Here is a 20340-nt window from a genome sequence, read left to right on the forward strand (position 1 = left end):
CTCGTCGTGCCGCGGTCAGTGCCGCCGTACCGCCGTACGTTCACCGCACGAGGTGGTCTCACTCGATCTCGGCGAGCGCGGCCAGCACGCTCTCCTTGTCGGGGGCCTCCAGCAGCCGCGTACGGAAGCCCGGATCCATCAGCTTGCGGGACAGCAGTGCCAGGATGCGCAGGTGTTCATCACCGGCCGCCGCCTCGGGTACCGCGATCATGAACACCAGCCGCGCCTTCGTCCCGTCCAGCGCACCCCACTCGATGCCCTCGGCCGACCGTGCGAACCCGACGACCGGCGCTGTGACCGCGTCCGTCTTGGCGTGCGGAATGGCGATCTCCTCGCCGAGCCCTGTGGTGCCCTGCTCCTCCCTGGCGAGCGCGGCCCGGACGAGCGCCGCACCGTCCGCCACTCTGCCGCTGCGCTCCAGCAGCGCCGCCATCTCCCTGATACCGGCTTCCTTGTCTGTGGCGGCGAGCTGCTCGCTGACCGTCTCGGTGGTGAGATACCCGGAGAGCACTTCGCCCGTCCCGGCGGCTTCCGCGTCCTGTGCGGTGCTGTGCGCGGTTCCGCCCTGCGGCGGCACTGTCGCACCCGTCGCACTGCTGGAAGGCGGCGTGGGGGAGTGCTGCACTGTCGCGCCTGTGCCGTTCGACGTCCGGTCGGAGCGGCGTGCCGCGAAGGACACCAGGCCGACGGTGGTGAGCCCCGTCACGGCGGCGCCGATCAGCAGGGCCACGAAGAACATCGCCACGCCGTCGACCGCGCCCAGAACGGCCACGATCGGCCCGCCGTGCGGCACGCTGTCCCCGACCGAGGCCAGCCCCGCGATGCCGCCAGCGACCGCGCCGCCGAGCATGTTCGCCGGGATCACCGTGGCCGGCCGTGCGGCGGCGAACGGGATGGCGCCCTCGGTGATGCCGAAGAAGCCCATGAACAGCGCCGCCAGACCGGTCTCCCGCTCCTGGTCGGAGTAGAACTTGCGGCGCAGCAGCGTCGCCAGCCCCTGCCCGAGCGGCGGCACCGGAATGGCCGCCGCACACATCCCCATCACCTCGGGGCTCTTGGAGACCAGGCCGGCCCCGAACAGGAACGCCGTCTTGTTGACCGGGCCGCCCATGTCGAACGCGATCATCAGCCCGAGCACCACACCGAGCAGCGCGGCACTGGTGCCGGTCATGCCGCCGAGGAAGTCGGTCAGATTCTCGAACACCCAGGAGATGGGCTTGCCGATGACATAGATGAAGAACAGGCCGAGCGCCGATGTCGCCACGATCGGGATGACGATGATCGGCATGATGGGACGTACGAACCGGGAGACCGGCACCAGTTTGATCCAGCGGACCAGATACCCGGCCAGGAACCCCGTCACGATCGCGCCGATGAAACCGGCACCCGATTCGGAGTCGTACAGCTCGCCCGTGTTGGCGATCCAGCCGCCGATCATCCCCGGTACCAGAGCGGGCCGGTCGCCGATCGCGTAGGCGATGTACCCGGACAGGATCGGCACCATCAACGTGAACCCGACCGTGCCGATGTCGTTGACGTGCTTCCAGAAGCTGCCGTCCGGGATCACCAGACCGCCGTCGGCCTGCGGATGCCCGCCCAGAGCGAGCGAGACGGCTATCAGCAGCCCGCCGACGACCACGAACGGGATCATGTACGAGACGCCGTTCATCAGCGCCTTGTAGCCGGCGCTGCGCTCCCGGCCCCTGGCCCCGGCAGGGCCCGAGGGCGCACCGGCGGTCCCGGCGGCCCCGGCGCCTCCTCCGCCGCCCGGCCCACCGCTGCCCGAGCCGCTTTCCCCGCCCCCGGCGTCGCCCCCGGCGCCGCCGCCGCGTCGTCCGGCCGTGGCGGCGGCTCCGCTCTGGTGGACGGGCGCCCGGCGGACGCGGTCGATGAGACCGTCCGGATCGCTGATGCCTTCCGCCACCCCGACGACCAGCACCCGCTTGCCCTCGAACCGGCTGAGGTCCACGTCCTTGTCAGCTGCGACGATCACGCCGTCAGCGGCGTTGACATCGTTGTCGGAGAGTACATTCTCAGCCCCGATGGAGCCCTGCGTCTCCACCTTCATGGCGATACCACGGGTCTGTGCGGCCTGGGTCAGTTTTTCCGCGGCCATGTACGTATGAGCGATACCGGTGGGACACGCCGTCACAGCGAGCAGTTTCAGCCCCGAGCCGGCGGGTGGCGCCGCTCCGTCGCGGGGGTCGGCAGGACTGGTCACGTGGGTACTCCTTGCTCGGCCAGTGGTGTGGAGGGATGCGATCTCGCGCCATCGCAGTCGCGGTCGCAGAGGCCGCAGGGTGCACCGAACCAGCCCGATGGCCAAAAACGCAAGCGGCCGAAAACCGACCCCGAGGCGCACTTGCTGTCAGCGGCGCCCGTCTTGTCCCCTGGACGGGCGGTGTAGATTCGTAGAGCCAGACGTCGCTGCTGATGGCGGTCGGGAGGCCCGCACAGCGGGCCACCGAGGGAGAGAGGGCCTCCGACGGACTGAGCTGCGAGCAGGGGACGAGTGTGCCCGGCCACGATGTGCGCCTCCGCGCGACCGGCACCACACAGTCCCGCGCCGCAGCACGGACCAGCCAGCCTTATATCTCGACACCGAGGAGCAGCTCGCAATGACGACGACCTCCACGACCGGCCAGGACTACAAGGTCGCGGACCTCTCGCTGGCGGCCTTCGGCCGCAAGGAGATCACGCTGGCCGAGCATGAGATGCCCGGCCTGATGGCGATCCGCAAGGAGTACGCCGCGGACCAGCCCCTGGCAGGCGCCCGCATCACGGGCTCCCTGCACATGACCGTGCAGACGGCCGTGCTCATCGAAACGCTGGTCGCCCTGGGAGCCGAGGTCCGCTGGGCCTCCTGCAACATCTTCTCCACCCAGGACCACGCCGCAGCGGCCGTCGCCGTCGGCCCCAACGGCACCCCCGACAACCCGCAGGGCATCCCGGTCTTCGCCTGGAAGGGCGAGACCCTGGAGGAGTACTGGTGGTGCACGGAGCAGGCCCTCACCTGGCCGAACGCCACCACCGGCGGCCCGAACATGATCCTCGACGACGGTGGTGACGCCACCCTCCTCGTCCACAAGGGCGTCGAGTACGAGAAGGCCGGCGCCGCCCCCGCGGTGGAGACCGCGGAGAACGACGAGCACCGCGTCATCCTCCAGCTCCTCAACCGCACCCTGGGCGAGAACCCGCAGAAGTGGACGCAGCTCTCCTCGGAGATCCGCGGCGTCACCGAGGAGACCACCACCGGCGTCCACCGCCTCTACGAGATGCAGCAGGCAGGCACGCTGCTCTTCCCGGCGATCAACGTCAACGACGCCGTCACCAAGTCGAAGTTCGACAACAAGTACGGCTGCCGCCACTCCCTGATCGACGGCATCAACCGCGCCACCGACGTCCTCATCGGCGGCAAGACCGCCGTCGTCTGCGGCTACGGCGACGTCGGCAAGGGCTGCGCCGAGTCCCTGCGCGGCCAGGGCGCCCGTGTCCTGATCACCGAGATCGACCCGATCTGCGCCCTCCAGGCCGCGATGGACGGCTACCAGGTGGTGACCCTGGACGACGTGGTCGACACCGCCGACATCTTCATCACCACCACGGGCAACAAGGACATCATCATGGCCTCGGACATGGCCAAGATGAAGCACCAGGCCATCGTCGGCAACATCGGCCACTTCGACAACGAGATCGACATGGCCGGCCTCGCCGCCATCGACGGCATCGTCAAGGACGAGGTCAAGCCGCAGGTCCACACCTGGACCTTCCCGGACGGCAAGACCATCATCGTCCTGTCCGAGGGCCGCCTGCTGAACCTGGGCAACGCCACCGGACACCCCTCGTTCGTGATGTCCAACAGCTTCGCGAACCAGACGATCGCCCAGATCGAGCTGTTCACCAAGCCCGAGTCGTACCCGACCGACGTCTACGTCCTGCCCAAGCACCTCGACGAGAAGGTCGCCCGCCTCCACCTCGAGGCACTCGGCGCCAAGCTGACCACGCTCCGCCCGGAGCAGGCGGCCTACATCGGCGTCCCGGTCGAGGGCCCGTACAAGCCGGACCACTACCGCTACTGATCCACCCGCTCCACCTGTTCCATCCGTTCAACCCGTTGCAACTGCGAGCCGGACACCGGTCCGTCTCCGCAACTCCGTCACCCACCTCCCGGGTCGGGCCGCGCGGCACAGCCGCCGGTCCGGCCCGGGAGGGCAGAACGGTCCCAGACCCCCGCCCCGGCGGGGGTCTGTCCGTCACCGCACCGAACCCGGACACCGCCCATGCCCCGCGGCCGCTATTCGCTCCACGATCCGCACGACCACACCTTCCTCGGCGAAGAACACTTCCACTGCGCCACCGGCCCCTCCGGCTGGCGCTACGTCTCCCAACTCACCAGCCCCTCGGGTGAGCACGCGGGCTCCGTCGACCTCACCCTCGACGAACTCGGCCGCCCCATCCGGCTCCAACTCCACGCCGCGAACTGGCAGGTCCGCGGCGCCGCCCTGGACGGCGTCACCTGGGTGCGCTCGGATCCCACAGGCGAGCAAGCCCAGGAGGGCAACGTCGCCGCGCACTCCTTCACCGGGGCATCCCCCGCTTTTCTCGTCGCGACCTCACGGCTGCTGCGCCCGGCTCTCGGCGACCGGGCCACCCGCGTCCGTCTCGTCGCCTTCACACCTCCCGTTCTCGCTCCCCGCACTCTCGACCAGTCCTGGGCGCTGGTGAACAGAGAAACACACACCACTGACAGCGGCCCCCTCGTCGTGGAGAACTACCAGGTCAACGACCTTGAGACGGGTGAGCAGCACCCGGTCCACATCGCCGGCGACGTCGTCCTGGCAGCACCGGGCATCGAGCTGGAAGACCTCGAGTCACCGCCGTCGACCTTCGCCTGAGCCAAGGGTGGGGGCTGCCGGGCTCTAGGAGGGCGGCACGAAGCCGCTGCGGGAAGGCGGCGATCCGTCCCCGTCCCCGTTCTCGTCCCCGTCCCCTCCGGCCACAGGAGGAGCGGAAGAGGAAGGGGAAGAAGAAGGGGAAGGAGGAGGGGCGGGAGGAGGGGAGGACATCCCCTCCGCGCCGGCGAACACCCGCCGCGCTTCCCGCTCCCGGCGCTCCGCCACGACCCCGGCCAGATATTCGACGGCGGACATCCCCTGCGGCGACGAGCCCCCGGTCCAAGCCCTGACGTCGTCAGCCAGCCGCTCGGCCAATGGGCGCCGGACAGCAGGGTCCAACTGCTCGACGCGCAGCAAGAACTGCCGTACCGCGAGCCACAGCGCGTCCGGAACCCGCGACAGGTCGATCTCGGCGAACTGTCCGGACTGCCACTGCGGAGGAGGCGGCGGCACAGCCTGTCCCTCAACCGTGGGGACCCGCTCCCGCACCACCAGCGTCCCGGCGAACACATCCCCCAGCCGCCGCCCCCGCTCGGACACCAGCGACGCCGCACACGCCACCAGCCCGAACAGCAACTGGATCTCCACCACGCCAAGTGCCCCGCGCACCAGCGCGTGCCGGAACCGGATCGGTCCGCCGTCGTCCCGTACGACCCGCAGACCAGCCGCGATCTTCCCCACCGACCGGCCACCGGTCAGCGTCTCCACAGCGATCGGCACCCCGACGAGGATCAGCAGAAAGAGCCCCACCTGCACCGCGGCGAGCGCCGCCACGTCCAAGGACGACACAGCAGTGAGCAACGCAAGCGTCAGGGCGATGTAGACGACCCAGACCAGCACCAGATCCAGGCAGACGGCCAGCGCCCGGCTCGGCAGCCGTGCAGGACGCAGTCCGAGTACGACGGCGTCACCTGTCACCAGCTCGCTCATCGCGCACCCCCAGTTCCTTCCCCGCCGGAGACCCACCATCCGAACCACCCGTACCGCCCCAGCGGTCTCCGGTCTCAACCCCCCAGTCTTCCAGTACGACGATCTGCCAAGCTCTCTCCATGGACCTGGATGTCTTCGTCTCGGCCCACCGCGCCGAGTGGGACCGTCTGGACGAACTGCTGCGCCGCAAACGGAACCTCACGGGGGCGGAAGCCGACGAACTCGTCACGCTCTACCAGCGCGCTGCCACGCACCTCTCCCAGGTCCAGTCGAGCGCCCCCGACCCAGCCGTCACCGACCGTCTCACCCAGCTGGTCGCCCGCGCCCGCAGCACGGTCACCGGAGCGCACAACGCCTCCTGGCGCGGCCTCGCACGCTTCTTCACCACGGGCTTCCCCGCAGCTCTCTACCGCTCGCGCAACTGGTGGGTGCCGACAGCGCTCATCTCCACGGTCCTGGCTGCACTCGTCGCCTACTGGGTGGCCACTCACCCGGAGGTCCGCGCCACGATCGGAGCCCCGGAAGAGCTCCGCGAGATGACCCGGCCGGGCGGGCAGTACGAGGCGTACTACTCGAGCCACCCCGCCACTTCGTTCGCCGCTCAGGTCTGGACGAACAATGCTCAGGCCGCCGCCATCTGCCTCGTTTTCGGGACCTTTCTCGGTGTGCCGGTGCTCTGGGTGCTCTTCCAGAACGTCCTCAACCTCGGAGTCGGTCTCGGCCTCATGCAGTCGGCCGGTCGTCTCGACACCTTCCTCGGTCTGCTCCTCCCGCACGGCCTCCTGGAGCTCACGGCCGTTTTCGTGGCAGCGGGGACAGGGCTGCGACTTGGCTGGACAGTCATCGACCCAGGCCCTCGAAGCCGACGAACCGCGTTGGCCCAGGAAGGCCGCTCAGCACTGGGAATGGCCCTCGGCCTGGCACCCGTCCTGCTCGTCTCCGGCGTCATCGAAGCCTTTGTGACGCCCTCCGGCCTGCCCACCTGGGGCCGGATCCTCATCGGGATCCTGGCGGAACTGGTCTTCCTCGCCTACGTCTACGGGGTGGGACGACGAGCGGTCCGGCTGGGCGAAACCGGTGACATCGCCGTGTCGGACCGCTCCTCCGAAGCGCCGACTGCCGCATGATGTGCGCGGACAGCAGGGAACCTGCTACTGTCCTCTCCGCCCCGGAAAACCGTTGACGCGGTGCACCGTGGGCAGTAGATTCGAACAGTTGCCTAGAGTTGCACAAGCTCGGCAGCAGCAGTTAGTTTCTTCTCCGCTTCGAACCGAGAAATCCGGTCACGGAATTCTTGTGCGAGAAGCACCCCGAACTCGAGGCAGATTCGATCTGATAGAGTCGGAGAAACCGAAAGGGCAAACGTCCGGAGAGACCGGTGAAACGGTTTCGAAGGAAGCGTCCGTTCCTTGAGAACTCAACAGCGTGCCAAAAGTCAACGCCAGATATGTTGATACCCCGACCTGCCGGGTTGTTCCGGTGGGTTGAGGTTCCTTTGAAACACAACAGCGAGGACGCTGTGAACCGTGGGGATTATTCCTCCCCTGGTTCCGCTCTTCCGCGAAGCGATAAGCATTCACGGAGAGTTTGATCCTGGCTCAGGACGAACGCTGGCGGCGTGCTTAACACATGCAAGTCGAACGATGAAGCCGCTTCGGTGGTGGATTAGTGGCGAACGGGTGAGTAACACGTGGGCAATCTGCCCTGCACTTCGGGACAAGCCCTGGAAACGGGGTCTAATACCGGATATGACCACCGGCCGCATGGTCTGGTGGTGGAAAGCTCCGGCGGTGCAGGATGAGCCCGCGGCCTATCAGCTTGTTGGTGGGGTGATGGCCTACCAAGGCGACGACGGGTAGCCGGCCTGAGAGGGCGACCGGCCACACTGGGACTGAGACACGGCCCAGACTCCTACGGGAGGCAGCAGTGGGGAATATTGCACAATGGGCGCAAGCCTGATGCAGCGACGCCGCGTGAGGGATGACGGCCTTCGGGTTGTAAACCTCTTTCAGCAGGGAAGAAGCGCAAGTGACGGTACCTGCAGAAGAAGCACCGGCTAACTACGTGCCAGCAGCCGCGGTAATACGTAGGGTGCGAGCGTTGTCCGGAATTATTGGGCGTAAAGAGCTCGTAGGCGGCTTGTCGCGTCGGATGTGAAAGCCCGGGGCTTAACCCCGGGTCTGCATTCGATACGGGCAGGCTGGAGTTCGGCAGGGGAGATTGGAATTCCTGGTGTAGCGGTGAAATGCGCAGATATCAGGAGGAACACCGGTGGCGAAGGCGGATCTCTGGGCCGATACTGACGCTGAGGAGCGAAAGCGTGGGGAGCGAACAGGATTAGATACCCTGGTAGTCCACGCCGTAAACGTTGGGCACTAGGTGTGGGCGGCATTCCACGTCGTCCGTGCCGCAGCTAACGCATTAAGTGCCCCGCCTGGGGAGTACGGCCGCAAGGCTAAAACTCAAAGGAATTGACGGGGGCCCGCACAAGCGGCGGAGCATGTGGCTTAATTCGACGCAACGCGAAGAACCTTACCAAGGCTTGACATACACCGGAAAGCGCTGGAGACAGTGCCCCCCTTTGGGTCGGTGTACAGGTGGTGCATGGCTGTCGTCAGCTCGTGTCGTGAGATGTTGGGTTAAGTCCCGCAACGAGCGCAACCCTTGTCCTGTGTTGCCAGCAACACCTTCGGGTGGTTGGGGACTCACGGGAGACTGCCGGGGTCAACTCGGAGGAAGGTGGGGACGACGTCAAGTCATCATGCCCCTTATGTCTTGGGCTGCACACGTGCTACAATGGCCGGTACAATGAGCTGCGATGCCGTGAGGTGGAGCGAATCTCAAAAAGCCGGTCTCAGTTCGGATTGGGGTCTGCAACTCGACCCCATGAAGTCGGAGTCGCTAGTAATCGCAGATCAGCATTGCTGCGGTGAATACGTTCCCGGGCCTTGTACACACCGCCCGTCACGTCACGAAAGTCGGTAACACCCGAAGCCGGTGGCCCAACCCCCTTTGTGGGGAGGGAATCGTCGAAGGTGGGACTGGCGATTGGGACGAAGTCGTAACAAGGTAGCCGTACCGGAAGGTGCGGCTGGATCACCTCCTTTCTAAGGAGCATCTTTGGCCGCTTCGGCGGTCCAGAGGCCCACTGCGTCAGCGAGTGTCTGACGGTGGGTTGCTCATGGGTGGAACGTTGACTATTCGGCACGGTCAGGGTGTCTGTTAGTACTGCTTCGGCGTGGAACGCAGGTGATCTGGTCGTGTCGGGCGCGCTGTTGGGTGTCTGAGGGTGCGGCCGTTGGTGGCTGTCCTTCTGCGCCGGTCCCAGTGAACTCAGCTTGTGTGGTTGGGGTGGTGGGTGGCTGGTTGTTGTTTGAGAACTGCACAGTGGACGCGAGCATCTGTGGCCAAGTTTTTAAGGGCGCACGGTGGATGCCTTGGCACCAGGAACCGATGAAGGACGTGGGAGGCCGCGATAGGCCCCGGGGAGCTGTCAACCGAGCTGTGATCCGGGGGTGTCCGAATGGGGGAACCCGGCAGTCGTCATGGGCTGTCACCTGCCGCTGAATGTATAGGCGGTGTGGAGGGAACGCGGGGAAGTGAAACATCTCAGTACCCGTAGGAAGAGAAAACAACCGTGATTCCGGGAGTAGTGGTGAGCGAAACCGGAGGAGGCTAAACCGTATGTGTGTGATACCCGGCAGGGGTTGCGCATGCGGGGTTGTGGGACTGCGCTTCAGTCGTCTGCCGGCGGCTGGGTGAGTTAGAAACCGTGTGGATAGGCGAAGGGCATGCGAAAGGCCCGGCGTAGAGGGTAAGACCCCCGTAGCTGAAATCTGCACGGCTCGCTTGTGTTGTTCCCAAGTAGCATGGGGCCCGAGAAATCCTGTGTGAATCTGGCGGGACCACCCGTCAAGCCTAAATATTCCCTGGTGACCGATAGCGGATAGTACCGTGAGGGAATGGTGAAAAGTACCGCGGGAGCGGAGTGAAAGAGTACCTGAAACCGTGTGCCTACAAGCCGTGGGAGCGTCGCAGGCAGTGTTCGCACTGTCTGTCGTGACTGCGTGCCTTTTGAAGAATGAGCCTGCGAGTTTGCGGCATGTTGCGAGGTTAACCCGTGTGGGGGAGCCGTAGCGAAAGCGAGTCCGAAGAGGGCGTTTGAGTAGCGTGTTCAAGACCCGAAGCGGAGTGATCTAGCCATGGGCAGGGTGAAGCGGAGGTAAGACTTCGTGGAGGCCCGAACCCACCAGGGTTGAAAACCTGGGGGATGACCTGTGGTTAGGGGTGAAAGGCCAATCAAACTCCGTGATAGCTGGTTCTCCCCGAAATGCATTTAGGTGCAGCGTCGTGTGTTTCTTGCCGGAGGTAGAGCACTGGATAGGCGATGGGCCCTACCGGGTTACTGACCTTAGCCAAACTCCGAATGCCGGTAAGTGAGAGCGCGGCAGTGAGACTGTGGGGGATAAGCTCCATGGTCGAGAGGGAAACAGCCCAGAGCATCGACTAAGGCCCCTAAGCGTGTGCTAAGTGGGAAAGGATGTGGAGTCGCAGGGACAACCAGGAGGTTGGCTTAGAAGCAGCCATCCTTGAAAGAGTGCGTAATAGCTCACTGGTCAAGTGATTCCGCGCCGATAATGTAGCGGGGCTCAAGTACACCGCCGAAGTCGTGTCACTCACACAATAGCTCTAACGGGTGTGTGGGTGGGTAGGGGAGCGTCGTGTGCCGGGTGAAGCAGCCGTGGAAGCGAGTTGTGGATGGTTCACGAGTGAGAATGCAGGCATGAGTAGCGATACATGCGTGAGAAACGTGTGCGCCGATTGACTAAGGGTTCCTGGGTCAAGCTGATCTGCCCAGGGTAAGTCGGGACCTAAGGCGAGGCCGACAGGCGTAGTCGATGGAGAACCGGTTGATATTCCGGTACCCGCTATGCAGCGTCAAACATCGAATCAGGTGATGCTAAGTCCGTGAAGCCCCTTCTGCTCTTCGGAGTGGGAGTGTGGTGGAGCCGACGGTCCGAGCTTGTAGTAGGTGAGTGATGGGGTGACGCAGTGAGGTAGTCCAGCCCGGGCGATGGTTGTCCCGGGGTAAGGGTGTAGCCCGTCAGGTAGGTAAATCCGCCTGGCATAGGGGTGAGACCTGATGCCGAGCCGTTTGTGGTGAAGTGGGTGATCCTGTGCTGTCGAGAAAAGCCTCTAGCGAGTTGTGTGGCGGCCCGTACCCTAAACCGACTCAGGTGGTCTGGTAGAGAATACCGAGGCGTTCGGGTGAACTATGGTTAAGGAACTCGGCAAAATGCCCCCGTAACTTCGGGAGAAGGGGGGCCACGCCTGGTGATCCAACATGCTTGGTGAGCTGGGGGTGGCCGCAGAGACCAGCGAGAAGCGACTGTTTACTAAAAACACAGGTCCGTGCGAAGCCGTAAGGCGATGTATACGGACTGACGCCTGCCCGGTGCTGGAACGTTAAGGGGACCGGTTAGTCAGGATTCGTCCTGGTGAAGCTGAGAACTTAAGCGCCAGTAAACGGCGGTGGTAACTATAACCATCCTAAGGTAGCGAAATTCCTTGTCGGGTAAGTTCCGACCTGCACGAATGGCGTAACGACTTCTTGACTGTCTCAACCATAGGCCCGGTGAAATTGCAGTACGAGTAAAGATGCTCGTTTCGCGCAGCAGGACGGAAAGACCCCGGGACCTTTACTACAGCTTGATATTGGTGTTCGGTTCGGCTTGTGTAGGATAGGTGGGAGACTGTGAAGCGGGCACGCCAGTGTTCGTGGAGTCGTTGTTGAAATACCACTCTGGTCGTGCTGGATGTCTAACCTGGGTCCGTGATCCGGATCGGGGACAGTGTCTGGTGGGTAGTTTAACTGGGGCGGTTGCCTCCTAAAGGGTAACGGAGGCGCCCAAAGGTTCCCTCAGCCTGGTTGGTCATCAGGTGGTGAGTGTAAGTGCACAAGGGAGCTTGACTGTGAGACTGACGGGTCGAGCAGGGACGAAAGTCGGGACTAGTGATCCGGCGGTGGCTTGTGGAAGCGCCGTCGCTCAACGGATAAAAGGTACCCCGGGGATAACAGGCTGATCTTCCCCAAGAGTCCATATCGACGGGATGGTTTGGCACCTCGATGTCGGCTCGTCGCATCCTGGGGCTGGAGTCGGTCCCAAGGGTTGGGCTGTTCGCCCATTAAAGCGGTACGCGAGCTGGGTTTAGAACGTCGTGAGACAGTTCGGTCCCTATCCGCTGCGCGCGTAGGAGTCTTGAGAAGGGCTGTCCCTAGTACGAGAGGACCGGGACGGACGGACCTCTGGTGTGCCAGTTGTTCTGCCAAGGGCATGGCTGGTTGGCTACGTTCGGGAAGGATAACCGCTGAAAGCATCTAAGCGGGAAGCCTGCTTCGAGATGAGGACTCCCACCCCCTTTGAGGGGTTAAGGCTCCCTGGAGATGACGGGGTTGATAGGCCGGATCTGGAAGCCCAGTAATGGGTGGAGGTGACCGGTACTAATAGGCCGAGGGCTTGTCCATAGAGGCTCGCGTCCACTGTGTTGGTTCTGAGACAACAACCTGGTTGTTGTTTCGCCGTGTTTCGGTGGTCATAGCGTGAGGGAAACGCCCGGTTACATTCCGAACCCGGAAGCTAAGCCTTTCAGCGCCGATGGTACTGCATGCGGGAGCGTGTGGGAGAGTAGGACACCGCCGAACTTGTTTTGATGAAGGCCCTGTTGGCTGACGCCAACAGGGCCTTTTTCATGCCCAATTTTGTCTTCTTCTCTCTTCCTTCCCACCTGTCCTCCGTTCACAGACGTCCGGAGGCTTTGAGTGCAAGGTAGGCGTCGGCGAGTGCGGGAGCGAGCTGTGAGGGGGCTGCGTCAACAACCGTCACCCCCTGCTTGCGCAGCCTTTCTGCGGTCTCCCTGCGTTCGGCCTGCGTCTGAGTTGCGGCCGCTGCGCCGTATACGGCGTCGACGGTGCTCCGGCTGCGGGCCATTTCCTGAATGCGGGGATCGGATACCGCGGCAACCAGGACCGTGTGCCGCTGGGTGAGAAGCGGCAGTACGGGCACCAGCCCCTCTTCCACAGGTGCGCGGTCGAGCCCTGTCAGCAGGACCACGAGGGATCTCCGTGGGGCTGTGCGCAGAACCTTCGAGGTCATGGCGCGCAGGTCTGATTCGACGAGGGCCGGTTCAACGGGAGCCATCGCGTCCACCAGGGCGGGCAGCACTTGCCGGCCTGAGCGGCCGGTGACGCCGGCTCTGGTCACCCGATCGTGGGCCAGCAGGTCGATGCGGTCGCCGGCGCGGGAAGCCAGCGCGGCCAGCAGCAGTGCCGCGTCCATGGAGACGTCGAGCCGCGGTATGTCGCCGATACGGCCTGCGGAGGTGCGGCCGGTGTCGAGGACGAGCAGGATCCTGCGGTCCCGTTCGGGCCTCCAGGTGCGGACGGCGAGGGTGGATTGGCGGGCTGTGGCGCGCCAGTCGATGGACCGGGTGTCGTCGCCCGGCACATAGTCGCGCAGGCTGTCGAACTCGGTTCCTTCCCCGCGGGTCAGGATGCTGGTGCGGCCGTCGAGTTCCCGAAGACGTGCCAGCTTCGCGGGCAGGTGCTTGCGGCTGGGAAAGGCGGGGAGGACGCGGACCGTCCAGGGAACGTAGTGGTGGCCTTGGCGGGCGGCGAGTCCGAGCGGTCCGAACGAGCGGACGGTGATGCGTTGGGCCTTGTGGTCGCCGCGTCGGGTGGGCTGGAGCGTGGTGGTGACACGGCGCCGCTCACCGGCAGGGATGTGGAGCTCGTGCCGACCGGGTTGGGGTGCGGCATCGGGCGGCCAGCTGCTCGGGGGCCAGGCATCGCGGAGATGGGCGCGCAAGGGGCGACGGGTGGGATTGCTGATCACAAGAGAGGCGAGCACGTGTTCGCCAAGTCGAACTGAAGTATCACCGCTTCGAGTGAACAGAAGCCGATTCACTGGCGCCGCCAGCAGCAGGTCCACGACGATGGCAAGCAGCAACGGAAGTTCGACAGCGAGGAGACCGGTCCAACTGGGCAGCACGAGGCCCACGATGAGCGTTCCCAGTGCCGCTATGAGCGGTGTTCTGCCGGTGAGGGCCATGGAAGGGGTCCAGATCTCTCAGCGGGGAACCTGGGTGTGGGCCAGGATCGAGTCGAGGACGCTGTCGGCGGTGACGCCTTCCATCTCGGCCTCGGGCCGCAGTTGGATCCGGTGTCGCAGCGTGGGCAGGGCGAAGGCTTTGACGTCGTCGGGGATGACGTAGTCGCGGCCGGTGAGCCAGGCCCAGGCACGGGCTGTGGAAAGCAGAGCGGTAGCGCCTCGGGGGGAGACACCGAGGGAGAGGGAGGGGGATTCGCGAGTGGCACGGCAGATATCCACTATGTAGCCGGTGACCTCGGAAGACACCGACGTCCGGGCGACGGCTGCGCGCGCGGCTCCGATCTCGGCGGGGCCCGCGACAGGACGTACGCCCATTCCCGGAAGGTCTCGGGGATCGAAGCCTTCCGCGTGGCGAGTGAGGACATCGATCTCGGTGTCGCGTGAGGGCAGCGGGATGTTCAGCTTCAGCAGGAAGCGGTCGAGTTGTGCTTCCGGAAGCGGATAGGTGCCTTCGTACTCGACCGGGTTCTGGGTGGCGGCAACGAGAAAGGGCTCTGGGAGTGAGCGTGGCGCCCCGTCTACGGAGACCTGGTGTTCCTCCATGGCCTCCAGGAGCGAGGCCTGTGTCTTGGGTGGAGTGCGGTTGATCTCGTCGGCGAGAAGGAGGTTGGTGAAGACCGGGCCGGGCTGGAAGGAGAACTCGGCGGTGCGGGAGTCGTAGACGAGTGATCCGGTGACGTCGCTGGGCATCAGGTCCGGGGTGAACTGCACCCGCTTGGTGTCGAGTTCCAGAGCGGTGGCCAGTGTCCGTACGAGGAGGGTTTTGGCCACGCCGGGTACGCCCTCGAGCAGGACATGGCCCCGGCACAGCAGCGCGACGACGAGCCCGGTGACCGCTGCGTCCTGTCCTACGACGGCCTTGGAGATTTCCTGGCGCAGGGCTTCGAGGGCGCTGCGGGCGCTGTCAGTGGAGGGGGCGGTCACGAGGAGATGTCCTTGTCTCTCGGTGGTCGGGGCAAGTCCGAGGGGGAGGTGAGGTGCTGTTCGAGCTGATCGAGGCGATGCGCGAGTTCCAGTAGCGCGGCGTCGTCCCGGGGAGGTGGTCCGAAGAGAAGCGCTCGCAGGCCGGGCTCGTCGAGTGAAGGTCCGTCACCGAGGGGGGAGCGGCCTGATGCCTGGCCGGCCAGGGCGGGGATCAGCACCTCGGGGAGGTGGGCTTTGGTGAGGGGCACTCCGAGCAACGGCGCGAGGCGGGCGCGGGCGGCGGCGCGGAGGGCGTCGGCTGCGTGGCCGCGGTCGTTGGCCTTGCGGTAGAGGCGGGATCGGCCTTCGGTGGCCTCGGCTGCCGGAATGGTGACCGGCAGTGGTTCGGTGACGAGGGGGCCCAGGCGTCGGGCCCTCCATACGGCGGCGAGGAGGGCCGCGAGCGCGAGCTGAATGGCGGCCCATGACCAGCCGCGGGGCAGAAGATCGAAGAAGCCGCGTTCCTGGCCGTCGGCGGGAGTGGCGTCGGTGGGCAGGTACCAGAGGAGGCGTGGGCGGGAGCCCAGGAGTTGGAGGCTGAGGGAAGCATTGCCGTGGTCGGCGAGGTGCTTGTTGTGGAGGGGGTCGGCGGCGCCCAGGAGGACGGTGTCGCGGCCGGCTGACGAGGGGAGGCGCAGCAGGTTGGCGCGGCCGTCACTCAGGTAACAGCTTTCGGCGCGGTCGGCGTCGGTGGTGTAGCCGTATCCGCCGAGGTCGGTGTCGCCCGCGCGGCGGGCGACGGGGAAGTCGCAGTCCGGCGGTGTCGGCCGGACGGTGGTCCGGCCGGTGGTGCGTATGCCGTGGATGAGGGCGGCGGTTGCTGCGGGGCCGGGGGCGAGGAGGACGGTGCGGCCGGAGCGCCGGGTGGCTGCACGGATGTCGCTGAGTTGGCGCTCGGAGAGGGCGTTGGGGAAGGGAACGAGGAGGGTGGTGTCGGGTCCGGTCTGTCGGCGGGCGGCTGCGGAGGCGCTGAGGATTTTGGTGTGTACGCCACGGTCGGCGAGGAGCCTCGAGAGGGCCTTGCTGCCGTAGGGGGTGGCCGAGCGGGGGTCGAGCGAGCCGGTGTGTTCACCGGAGCGCAGGGCGGCGAGGGTTGTTCCGGCCAGGGCGAGAACTGCTGCGGCCAGGAGAAGGCCGCGGGCCCGGCGCCACAGGTGGCGTGCTGTCGGTGACGTCCACGTAGGGGCGGTTGCCGAAGGAGAGTCAGGGGCTTGCGGAGTCGGGGTGGTGGGAGCCGTGGTCGTCAAGCGGGGCCTCCGCGGTCGGCGGGGCCTGGGGAGGAGAGGGCCGTGGGCTGAGCGGGGGTGGTGTGAAGGAGGGTGTGGTCGAGGTCGCGGAGGAGGGTGTAGGCGGTCTGGTCGGCGGCTCGGCCGGCGTAGGTGACCTCGTCGAAGGTGCGCGCTGCGGCGCGGAGTTGGTCGGCTTGGCCGGTCAGGACGGTACCTGCCTCGGCGGCGGCTTCGTCGGCGGTGCGCCCCGGCCGTGGGTCGAGCAGCGCGCGTTCTTCCAGAGAGCGGACGAGGGCCCGCATCCGTTCCTGGACGGCCGCGCTCCAGTGCCCGGCGGCTGCGTGCGCCTCGGCGGCGGCTCGGTGGTCGGCTGCGTCGGCGGGGCGGTTGGTGAAGAGCGGAGTGGTGCCTGTGGTGGGTGTGGGGCGGAGATTGCCCAGGCGTATGCGGAGGGCGATGAGAAGGAGGACGAGGAGGAGTGCGAGGACGGTGAGTCCCACCCAGCCGCCGGGGGCGACTCCCGCTGCGGTGCTGAGGAGATCGGTGAGGCGGTCCCACAGCCAGTTGAGGGCGCGCTGGAAGAAGTTGGGGTCGTGCTCGTGGTATTCGGGCCGGGACAGCTCACGTTCGGCGTCGTGGCGCGCCGGAAGCCGGGGGGTGGTGACGGGGGCGCCGTTCCCGTCACCGGTCGCAGCGCGGTGGAGGGCCGCGGTGGGGCGGGCGAGGGCGCCGACGAGTCCCCCCGGCACGGCGTCAGCTTCCCGGGGCCGAGGGGCCGGGGGCCTGGTGCTCGAAGCCGGGAACGCCCGCTGCCCGGGCCAGTTCGAGGTCGAGAGCCTCGCGGCGGATGCGCTGGTCGAGGTAGAGGAGGGCGGTGATGCCCGCGCTCAAGGGGAGGGAGACGGTCGAGGCGAGGACGGAGCCGATGCCGCTGATGATCAGGGAGGTCCAGCCGGTGGCGGCGGCTGGGTCGGTGAGCGTGTCTCCGCCGCTGACGAGGGCGGAGATGGCGGTGGCCGGCACCGAGACCACGAGGGAGATGGCGATGACGAGAAGGAGGGCGAGGAGCTGAATCCCCAGGATGCGCCACCAACTGCCGCGTACGAGCTTGACTGAGCGGCGCATGGAGGCGAAGAGGCCCTGCTTCTCCAGCATCAGAGCCGGGGGTGCGAGGCAGAGCTGGACCCAGACCCAGGCGGTGAGGGCGATGCCGCCCAGCAGCCCGAAGAAGAGGAGCAGCACCGCGGGGCCGACCGAGCCGGCGACGGCCACGAGGATGCCCGGGAGCAGGCAGGCCGTGAGGACGAGGCAGACCAGGAGGGGAATGAGAATCAGCAGGCCGAACAGGCGCAGGAGCTGAGGGCGGGCGTCACGCCACGCTTCGCCGAGAGTGACCTGGCGGCCCAGGACCGCGCGGCTGACGACCACGGTGAGCAGGGCAGTGGCGATCACGCTGCCGAGCATGCCGACGACCCCGGTCACGCCGACGGTGCCGAGCGTGCCGGAGAGGGCGTTGTTCAGGTCCTCGCTGGTCGGGTTGTCGTTGTTGGCGAGGGCTTCGAGTTCGCTGGTGTCGCCGAACCAGAAGCGCAGGGTGATGACCGAGACCAGTTCGGTGAGGACGGCGACGGCCAGGGAGATGCCCAGCGCGGTGCGCCAGTGGGCGCGCATGGCGCTGACGGAGCCGTCGAGGATCTCACCGACGCCCAGCGGGCGGAGCGGTATGACGCCGGGTTTCGCGGCGGGCGGGGGCGGGGCCCAGCCGGAGTTCCAGCCGCGGGCGGGGCCGGGACCGGGGGTTGGGGCGGCTCCCCAGCCGCCGGCCGGGCCGCTCGCTCGGCCGGGATGCTGCCTGGGGACCGGGCCGCGGCCCCTTCGCAGGCGGGGGCCTTCGCCCTGGGCGCCCAGGGTCCAGCCCTGGGGCGCGGCTGGGGGCTGGTCGGCGGCCCAGTTGCGGGGGCGGTCGTCAGCGGTGGGGCGGGGTGTCTCCTCGGATGTGGTGCGCTCCGTGCCGTCGCCCTGGGCTCCCTCGTCATCCTTTCCGGGCGTGCCGGAGGGTCGGGGTTCGGGCGAGGGGGATCCGGGCGAAGCCCAGCCCGGGGAGTCGTTCACGTGAGGTCACCTCGTATGGGTAGTCCCGTGCCTGGTGGGTTGCCATCGTGCCACGGGGCGGTGCCGGGGCGGCCAGTCGGGAGCAGGCGACGCTCTTCAAGCGACCCGCGCTGAGCAGGCAGACTGGACGGATGGCTGAAGAGTGTGTGCCCGTCATCCGTTATGAGGAGTTGCCGGAGGGGCCGGTTGTCGTGCTCCTCGACCAGACGCGGCTGCCCGCGGAAGAGGCCGAGCTGGTGTGCACGGACGTGCCTGCCCTGGTGGACGCGATCTGCTCGTTGGCGGTGCGGGGCGCACCGGTGCTGGGCATCGCGGGCGGGTACGGCGTCGCGCTGGCGGCGGCGCGCGGCTTCGACGTGGCGGACGCGGCGGAGCAGTTGGCACACGCACGGCCGACGGCGGTGAATCTCGCCTACGGGGCACGGCGGGTGGAGGCCGCCTACCGGGAGGCGCTCGGTGCGGGCCGTGGGGAGGCGTACGCCGCCGCGCAGGCGCTGGCGGAGGCCAGGGCGCTGCACCGGGAGGACGCGGAGGCGAGCGACCGGATGGCGGAGCACGGGAGTGTGCTGCTGGCGGAGCTGGTGCCCGGCGGTGGGATGCGGGTGCTGACGCACTGCAACACCGGGCGGCTGGTCTCGGGCGGGAACGGCACGGCGCTGGCAGTGCTCAAGGCGGTGCACCGGGCCGGGGAGCTGCGGCGGCTGTGGGTGGGGGAGACGCGGCCGCTGTTGCAGGGGGCGCGGCTGACGGCGTACGAGGCGGCCGAAGCGGGAATGGCGTACAGCGTGCTCGCGGACGGCGCGGCGGGGTCGCTGTTCGCGGCCGGTGAGGTGGATGCGGTGGTGGTGGGGGCCGACCGGATCGCGGCGGACGGTTCGGTGGCGAACAAGGTCGGGACGTATTCGCTGGCTGTGCTGGCCGGGCACCATGGGGTGCCGTTCGTGGTGGTGGCTCCGGTGACGACGATCGACCTGGACACGGCGTCGGGCAGCGAGATCGAGGTGGAGCAGCGGGCGGCGTACGAGGTGACGGAGGGGCCCTGGGCGAGACCACTGGGTCTCGGGGCGGGCCCTGGTGGTGGCCCGGGCGTGGGCCCGGCGCTGGCTCCGGTGGGGGCGCACGCCTACAATCCTGCGTTCGATGTGACGCCGTCCGCGCTGGTCACTGCCGTGGTGACGGATGAGGGAGTGGCCTCTCCGGTGACGCCCGAAGGGATCGCGGAACTGTGTTCCACATCACGCATGAGGGCGTCGCGGTCGGCTGATGGGATGATGAAGTCATGAAGGGACGCGTCCTTGTCGTCGATGACGACACCGCACTGGCAGAGATGCTCGGCATTGTGCTGCGCGGAGAAGGCTTTGAACCGTCGTTCGTCGCGGACGGCGACAAGGCGCTTGCCGCCTTTCGGGAGACCAAGCCGGACCTGGTGCTGCTCGACCTGATGCTGCCGGGGAGGGACGGCATCGAGGTGTGCCGCCTGATCCGCGCGGAGTCCGGGGTGCCGGTGGTCATGCTCACAGCCAAGAGCGACACGGTTGATGTGGTGGTCGGGCTGGAGTCGGGGGCTGACGACTACATCGTCAAGCCGTTCAAGCCGAAGGAACTGGTGGCACGGATCAGGGCTCGGCTGCGCCGGTCCGAGGAGCCGGCGCCCGAGCAGCTGGCCATCGGCGATCTGGTGATCGATGTGGCCGGGCACTCGGTCAAGCGGGACGGGCAGTCCATAGCACTGACCCCGCTTGAATTCGATCTTCTCGTGGCGCTGGCGCGCAAGCCGTGGCAGGTCTTCACCCGTGAGGTCCTGCTTGAGCAGGTGTGGGGCTATCGGCATGCCGCGGACACCCGCCTGGTGAACGTCCATGTGCAGCGGCTGCGCTCCAAGGTGGAGAAGGACCCGGAGCGGCCGGAGATCGTGGTGACCGTGCGCGGCGTCGGTTACAAGGCCGGGCCCAGCTGAGATGACCCGTAACACCGCACCGCATCGCGCCGGTGGGGGTCGGAGCGCGGGCCGCGAGTCCGATATATCCAAATTCGGACGTCTGT

General features: G+C 66.8%; 12 protein-coding genes and 3 rRNA genes. 8 read left to right on the forward strand and 7 right to left on the reverse strand.

The window, feature by feature from the left end; all coding sequences use genetic code 11:
* Positions 1–58: 58 nt before the first annotated feature.
* A complete protein-coding gene (locus HC362_RS20310) occupies positions 59–2221 on the reverse strand; it encodes a fructose-specific PTS transporter subunit EIIC (RefSeq protein ID WP_243085454.1) in 2163 nt (720 codons plus the stop codon).
* A gap of 397 nt (positions 2222–2618) precedes the next feature.
* Here HC362_RS20310 and ahcY point away from each other — a divergent pair, with 397 nt between their 5' ends.
* Positions 2619–4079 carry an adenosylhomocysteinase gene (gene ahcY, locus HC362_RS20315; RefSeq protein WP_243085455.1) on the forward strand — a complete coding sequence of 487 codons (1461 nt, stop codon included), beginning with the start codon at positions 2619–2621 and terminating at the stop codon, positions 4077–4079.
* Positions 4080–4280: 201 nt separating this feature from the next.
* Positions 4281–4895 carry a hypothetical protein gene (locus HC362_RS20320; protein ID WP_243085456.1) on the forward strand — a complete coding sequence of 205 codons (615 nt, stop codon included), beginning with the start codon at positions 4281–4283 and terminating at the stop codon, positions 4893–4895.
* Positions 4896–4919: 24 nt separating this feature from the next.
* Here the strand turns inward: HC362_RS20320 and HC362_RS20325 are convergent, their stop codons facing one another.
* A complete protein-coding gene (locus tag HC362_RS20325) occupies positions 4920–5825 on the reverse strand; it encodes an RDD family protein (protein WP_243085457.1) in 906 nt (301 codons plus the stop codon).
* A gap of 119 nt (positions 5826–5944) precedes the next feature.
* On the opposite strand from HC362_RS20325, the gene HC362_RS20330 reads away from it, so the two are divergent.
* The 4 genes from HC362_RS20330 to rrf all read left to right on the forward strand — a co-directional run bounded on the left by HC362_RS20330 (position 5945) and on the right by rrf (position 12528).
* The gene (locus tag HC362_RS20330; protein ID WP_243085458.1) at positions 5945–6952 is read left to right on the forward strand and encodes a stage II sporulation protein M; all 1008 of its coding nucleotides are present in this window, start codon (positions 5945–5947) and stop codon (positions 6950–6952) included.
* 448 nt (positions 6953–7400) lie between these two features.
* Positions 7401–8932: ribosomal RNA gene (locus tag HC362_RS20335) — 16S ribosomal RNA — on the forward strand.
* 298 nt (positions 8933–9230) lie between these two features.
* Positions 9231–12351, forward strand: a 23S ribosomal RNA gene (locus HC362_RS20340).
* Between the two features lie 60 nt (positions 12352–12411).
* A 5S ribosomal RNA gene (gene rrf, locus HC362_RS20345) occupies positions 12412–12528 on the forward strand.
* The 16S, 23S and 5S rRNA genes sit together here, the layout of an rRNA operon.
* A gap of 94 nt (positions 12529–12622) precedes the next feature.
* On the opposite strand, the gene HC362_RS20350 is transcribed toward rrf, so the two are convergent.
* From HC362_RS20350 to HC362_RS20370, 5 genes are read right to left on the reverse strand one after another with little or no spacing between them, the layout of a single operon-like run.
* The gene (locus tag HC362_RS20350; RefSeq protein ID WP_243085459.1) at positions 12623–13933 is read right to left on the reverse strand and encodes a DUF58 domain-containing protein; all 1311 of its coding nucleotides are present in this window, start codon (positions 13931–13933) and stop codon (positions 12623–12625) included.
* Between the two features lie 18 nt (positions 13934–13951).
* Positions 13952–14917, reverse strand: coding sequence for a MoxR family ATPase (locus tag HC362_RS20355; protein ID WP_243085460.1), 966 nt, complete (start codon positions 14915–14917; stop codon positions 13952–13954).
* Complete coding sequence (locus tag HC362_RS20360) at positions 14914–16203, reverse strand: DUF4350 domain-containing protein (protein ID WP_243085461.1); 1290 nt, start codon at positions 16201–16203, stop codon at positions 14914–14916. The genes HC362_RS20355 and HC362_RS20360 overlap by 4 nt, the downstream gene beginning before the upstream one ends.
* A complete protein-coding gene (locus HC362_RS20365; RefSeq protein ID WP_243085462.1) occupies positions 16200–16934 on the reverse strand; it encodes a DUF4129 domain-containing protein in 735 nt (244 codons plus the stop codon). The genes HC362_RS20360 and HC362_RS20365 overlap by 4 nt, the downstream gene beginning before the upstream one ends.
* Positions 16935–16938: 4 nt before the next feature.
* Positions 16939–18297 (reverse strand): hypothetical protein, encoded by a 1359-nt coding sequence (locus HC362_RS20370; RefSeq protein WP_243088950.1) that lies wholly within the window; start codon positions 18295–18297, stop codon positions 16939–16941.
* 131 nt (positions 18298–18428) lie between these two features.
* Here HC362_RS20370 and mtnA point away from each other — a divergent pair, with 131 nt between their 5' ends.
* Positions 18429–19580, forward strand: a complete 1152-nt coding sequence (gene mtnA, locus HC362_RS20375) for an S-methyl-5-thioribose-1-phosphate isomerase (RefSeq protein WP_243085463.1) — start codon at positions 18429–18431, stop codon at positions 19578–19580.
* On the forward strand, positions 19577–20254 hold the full coding sequence (gene mtrA, locus HC362_RS20380; protein ID WP_016469303.1) for a two-component system response regulator MtrA: 678 nt from the start codon (positions 19577–19579) through the stop codon (positions 20252–20254). The genes mtnA and mtrA overlap by 4 nt, the downstream gene beginning before the upstream one ends.
* Positions 20255–20340: the final 86 nt, after the last annotated feature.

This window comes from Streptomyces sp. 891-h, assembly GCF_022760275.1.
GTDB classification, from domain to species: domain Bacteria; phylum Actinomycetota; class Actinomycetes; order Streptomycetales; family Streptomycetaceae; genus Streptomyces; species Streptomyces spirodelae.